This is a genomic window from Ferruginibacter sp. (genome assembly GCF_014377975.1).
GTDB lineage: Bacteria > Bacteroidota > Bacteroidia > Chitinophagales > Chitinophagaceae > Ferruginibacter.
The window spans coordinates 1-5,026 of sequence record NZ_JACMOO010000157.1 but is presented as its reverse complement, the minus strand read 5'-3'; the positions used below and the strand labels follow the sequence as shown (position 1 = coordinate 5,026).

4 protein-coding genes are annotated in these 5,026 nt (G+C 38.1%); all 4 read left to right on the top strand.

Annotated elements, in window-relative coordinates:
* The first annotated feature begins 609 nt into the window (after positions 1-609).
* On the top strand, positions 610-2,904 hold the full coding sequence (locus H7254_RS09205) for a glycoside hydrolase family 3 protein (protein ID WP_301932691.1): 2,295 nt from the start codon (positions 610-612) through the stop codon (positions 2,902-2,904).
* 306 nt (positions 2,905-3,210) lie between these two features.
* Complete coding sequence (locus H7254_RS09200) at positions 3,211-3,447, top strand: IS30 family transposase (protein ID WP_301932692.1); 237 nt, start codon at positions 3,211-3,213, stop codon at positions 3,445-3,447.
* Between the two features lie 13 nt (positions 3,448-3,460).
* Positions 3,461-3,622, top strand: coding sequence for a hypothetical protein (locus H7254_RS09195; protein WP_301932690.1), 162 nt, complete (start codon positions 3,461-3,463; stop codon positions 3,620-3,622).
* A gap of 58 nt (positions 3,623-3,680) precedes the next feature.
* Positions 3,681-5,026, top strand: a 1,346-nt coding sequence (gene mnmE / locus H7254_RS09190) for a tRNA uridine-5-carboxymethylaminomethyl(34) synthesis GTPase MnmE (RefSeq protein ID WP_301932689.1), incomplete at its 3' end; no start/stop codon positions are given.

The window sequence follows — 5,026 nt, the reverse complement described above, 5'->3', positions numbered from 1 at the left end:
TAGCGGATAATTTAACCATTTCCCCGGCCGGCAAGACCAGGTGATTTTTGAAATTCTTTCGGGTAAATCAAAGCCATCGGCACGCTTACCCATTCAAATGCCAGTGGATATGAAAGCCGTTGAAAAACAAGCAGAAGACGTTCCTTTTGATATGGAATGTTATAAAGATACTGTAGGAAATCACTATGATTTTGGTTTTGGCAGGAGTTAGATGTTTAAATTGTATCTAAAATATGTAATATTTTATCTGATAGTAAAACTTTGTCCCTGTAGTTTTGATATAGTCAGTTTAAATAAAACAGCCAACATGTTTTAATTTTCAAATGGTTCCGATTCGAAAAAATATTGTATAGTATTTTTATTTGTTTCCTTGCTTTATGCATTCGGAACTTTCGCTTTGCTTAATCCGGGGAGCCTTTTTTAAGTGTGAATTATATCAGAGCCTGTTTAAAATTTATTCTATGTTTTTTGTATAGTACATAAAGTGTATAACCATTGATCAATTTTTAGTGTTTTTGATGTAAAACCGGGTATATTTTGATGTGTAAATTGACATTGGTGATTGAAAATTTAATTTTTAAACAGGCTCTAAATAAAATCAGAGAAAGTATGAAATATTCCTTATCGTTACTCTTGTTCGTTATGGTAACTCCCTCATTACAAGCTCAAAAAAAATGGGGTGAAATCTCAAAAGGTACTTACAATATTGTAAAAAACCCAAATGGTCAAACCCTGGGATATTCACTTTCTTCGGGAGTTAAAATATTGACAGTTGATGGTTTAGCTTTTAAAGATTTGAATAAAAATGGCAAATTAGACAAATTTGAAGATTGGCGTTTACCACCTTTGGTGCGGGCAAAAGATTTAGCGTCAAAACTTACCGTGGAAGAAATTGCAGGCTTGATGCTTTACTCGGCTCACCAATCTATTCCTGCACGGGCGGGAGGATATTTTGCAGGAACATATAATGGAAAACATTTTATAAAAGGCGAAACCGACCCAAGCGATTTGACCGACCAACAAAAGAAATTTTTGCAAGAAGATAACCTACGCCATGTGTTATTAACAACCGTACAAAGCCCTGAAATAGTGGCTCAATGGAACAATAAATTACAAGCATTTTGCGAAAGTTTAGGTAAAGGAATTCCTGCTAATAATAGCTCAGACCCACGCCACAGCACAATTGCAAGGGCAGAATACGATGCGGCTTCAGGTGGTGAAATTTCGATGTGGCCAGGTTCATTAGGGATGGCAGCTACTTTTGACCCAGCTTTGATAGAAAGATTCGGAAAGATTGCTGCCGCCGAATACCGGGCTTTAGGTATTACCACAGCACTTTCGCCACAAGTAGATATTGCCACTGAGCCTCGTTGGGCAAGATTTAATGGTACTTTTGGTGAAAGTCCCTTACTCTCAGCAGCCATGGCACAAGCCTATTGCGATGGTTTTCAATCAAATGCCTGGGGTTTAAAAAGTGTAAATGTGATGGTAAAACATTGGCCCGGTGGTGGCTCTGGCGAGGCAGGGCGTGATGCCCATTTTGCCAATGGAAAATATGCGGTGTATCCTGGTAATAATTTTAAAGAACACATGATCCCCTTTTTGCAAGGAGCATTTAAGCTAAAAGGTCAAACCAAAATGGCTTCGGCAGTAATGCCATATTATTCTATCTCCTGGAATCAGGATACCAAAAATGGTGAAAATGTAGGAAATAGCTACAACAGATATATAATCACCGATTTATTGCGTATCAAATACAAATATGACGGTGTAGTTTGTACTGATTGGGGTATCACAAAACAACACACCGTAATGGATTCAATTGAGGGAAAACCTTGGGGGGTAGAAAAACTTACCGAAGGCGAACGACATTATAAAGCCTTAATGGCTGGCGTAGACCAATTTGGAGGTAATAATGATGTAAAACCTGTAATGGAAGCCTACGCTTTGGGCGTAAAAGAACATGGCGAAGCTAAGATGAGAGCAAGAATGGAAAGTTCGGCGGTACGGTTGTTACAAAATATTTTCAGGGTAGGTATTTTTGAAAATCCTTACTTAGATATACAAGAAACAAAAGCGATAGTTGGCAAACCCGAATACATGAAGGCGGGTTATGAGGCACAACTAAGGTCTGTTGTTTTATTAAAAAATCAGGGCAATGTTCTTCCGGTTACTTCCAAAAAAACGGTTTATGTGCCAAAAAGATTTGTCGCAGCCAGTCGAAATTTCTTTGGTATGGCAACCCCAGCCTCTACTGACTATCCTGTGAGCCTGGATTTGGTAAAAAAATATTTCAATGTTACTGAAAATCCAGACGAAGCTGACTTTGCCTTTGTTGCCATCACAAACCCTTCGGCAACCTCTGGTTATGATAAAAAAGATTTAAAAAATGGAGGTAATGGATATTTTCCAATCAGCCTGCAATATGGCGATTACACCGCCACCGACGCCCGTGAAATTAGTATTGCAGGAGGCGACCCAACGGAAACTTTTAATAATAGAACTTACAAAAACAAAACTACCAAAACCGCCAATTTTACCGATGCTCAGTTGGTAATAGAAACCAAAGCAAAGATGAAGGGCAAACCAGTTATTGTGTCGGTAAGTACCACAAATCCAATGATTTTTGGGGAAATTGAAAAAGAGGCTTCCGCTATTTTGTTGAGTTTTGGTGTACAAGACCAAGCAATTTTTGAAATTCTTTCAGGTAAATCAGAGCCATCAGCACGCTTACCCATGCAAATGCCAGTGGATATGAAAGCCGTTGAAAAACAAGCAGAAGACGTTCCTTTTGATATGGAATGTTATAAAGATACTGAAGGAAATCGCTATGATTTTGGTTTCGGTATGAACTGGAAAGGAGTAATAAAAGACCAAAAAACCACTCAGTTTAGAGGAAAATAATTGTAAATAAGATTATAGCACATCGCTTTTGCAACTGACTAAATAGTATAAAACAATGATACAATATTCTGTAATTCTATCTAAACTCTTTGCAAAAAAGTAATTGTGAATTTTACAGGTTAATTATTCATCATTAATAACTTTATCAAATACCCGAAAGTTTCCGAAAGTAATATTACTGATAATTGAATTGAATCAGCCTTACAATTTTCTTCATTCAATGTTTCTTCAAATCCTTTCACTTGAACAGGAACAGGGGCGGGTATCGAACTACTTAACGCAGTCAATACCCCGTCCCGATAAAATATCTTTTTTAAAGAAACAAATATGCAAGTGTATTCCTGCGACCCTCATAGCCCCTGGCAAAGAGGAACCAACGAAAACTCCAATAGGTTGATCAGAGATTTTTTTCCAAAGCAAACAGATTTTAGTACGTTTAGTAGTAAAGAAATGAAGCATGTTCAAAAGCTCTTAAATGAGAGACCTGGAAAAACGCTTGACTGGTCAACACTAAAAGAAAAGTTTAAAGAAAAAAGCTGTTAAAAAAGTAACCGGAATGGCGGATGATTTTGTACTGATTATAAAGCCGTCGGATGAAAGTACTTTTCAAAATTTTGTAGTGGTAACGGATGAAGTAACCATCAATAATGTAACGCATTATTACACTTCAGAGACGGGTGAAACAGACCGTAAATACTTATTGCACCAGCCAAATTAAAAGCGCAAATTTTATTTCTGCAACGTAAATCATTTTAATACTGGTTTATCTTTGCCAAATGATAAATAAATTATCCGCCTGGCAGGATACCATTGTTGCGCTGGCAACTGCTCCCGGAATTGGCGCCATCGGGGTTATAAGGCTTAGCGGTGAGAAAGCTTTTGACATTATCAATACTTTATTTTCTTCAAAAGATTTATCTGGCAAGGCTTCTCATACAATACATGTAGGCTTAATTAAAGACGGGGATAAATTAATTGATGAAGTTGTTGTGTCTTTATTTAAAGGACCCAAAAGTTATACCGGCGAAGATGTGGTGGAAATTAGTTGCCATGGTAGTCCGTATGTACAGCAGCAGGTATTGCAGGCATGTGTAAATAGAGGAGCTAGGCTTGCCAAGCCGGGAGAGTATACACAACGGGCTTTTTTAAATGGCAAACTGGATTTAACACAGGCAGAAGCAGTAGCAGATTTAATTGCCTGCAATACGGCTGCTTCGCAAAAAACAGCGCTCTACAATATCCGTGGTGGCTTTAGTGAAGTATTAAAAGCATTGCGGGAAGAGTTGATTGGCTTTTCGGCGTTAATAGAACTGGAACTGGATTTTAGCCAGGAAGATGTAGAGTTTGCTGACCGTAAAAAATTTTACCAGCTCATACAATCTGCACAAGCTACCACGGACCGCTTGCTACAGTCTTTTCAATTGGGTAATGTTATAAAAAATGGCGTAAGTGTTGCCATCATTGGCAAACCCAATGCGGGAAAGTCTACGTTACTAAATACGTTACTGAATGAAAACCGGGCCATTGTAAGTGAAATTGCCGGCACTACAAGGGATACAATTGAAGAGGTGCTTAATATCAATGGTATTTTATTCAGGCTGATTGATACTGCCGGCATCCGGGAACACAGCACCGATACCATTGAGTTGGTTGGGATAGAAAGAAGCCTGGCAAAAATGAAATCTGCGGATGTTGTTTTATACATTTTTGACGTAAACGAGGTAACAGAGGATGAGTTGAAAGCGATTGCCGGCAAGTTGCATGAAAACAACAATAAAATTATATTGGTTGGAAACAAGGCGGATATAACAACGGGTGTGATGACCAATGATAAGTTTAGTAATATAGAAGAAATTTATTTTATTTCTGCAAAAAATAAAACGGGTATTGATGAACTAAAAAATAACCTGTTTAAATCAACAGTTTCAGAACTCCCTTCTTCAGAAAACGTAATCATCACAAATGCCCGTCACCAGGAAGCATTACAGCAGGTTAAGCAATCACTGGATGATATTGAGAACGGGTTAAACAATGAATTACCCGCCGATTTGCTGGCACTGGATATTCGCCGTTGCCTGCATTACATTTCTGAAATTACAGGAGACATTTCCAATGAAGACGT